The organism is Bradyrhizobium sp. NBAIM08 (assembly GCF_020193935.1).
Lineage (GTDB): Bacteria > Pseudomonadota > Alphaproteobacteria > Rhizobiales > Xanthobacteraceae > Bradyrhizobium > Bradyrhizobium yuanmingense.
In genome coordinates this window covers 1-456 of record NZ_JADYVR010000277.1, presented here as the reverse complement: position 1 = coordinate 456, position 456 = coordinate 1, and the positions used below count along the sequence as shown (strand labels likewise).

Genomic DNA, 456 nt, shown 5'->3' with positions numbered 1-456 from the left:
TCACCTGCTTGTTCAGTTTTGAGATGTCTTCCAGCAGGGCGTTTATCGTGGAAACTTGCGACGAAATTTCCTGGTTGACGTTGTTCCGGACTTCGCGGACGCGGCCATCGAGACGACGGATGTCGTCGGTGAGCGTTGCGCCCTGCAGCACGGCCAGATTGCGGACCGAAACGCTATCAGGCTGATTGAGGATGTCGTTGATGCTGCCGAAGAACTTGGTGAGCGACGTGCTTAAATCGGTTTCTCCCAATTCGCCCACGATTGATTCGAGCTGCGTGTATACGTCCACTTGGGCCTGGCTGCCGGCGACGTCGCTATTCGCGCCGCGGAGTCGCTCTTCCAGAAACAAATCGATCTGCTGTTTGACCGCCTCAACGGTAACGCCCATCCCGAGCAGCAGCCCGCCGTAGCGCTGCGTCGATGCCGGTGCGAGTACCAGGTTCTGGCGGACGTAGC

At 58.3% G+C, this 456-nt stretch carries 1 protein-coding gene; it reads right to left on the bottom strand.

Going from position 1 to position 456, the window contains the following annotated elements; translation table 11 throughout:
* On the bottom strand, positions 1-456 hold a 456-nt coding region (locus I6F37_RS39480), incomplete at both ends, for a hypothetical protein (protein ID WP_225154299.1).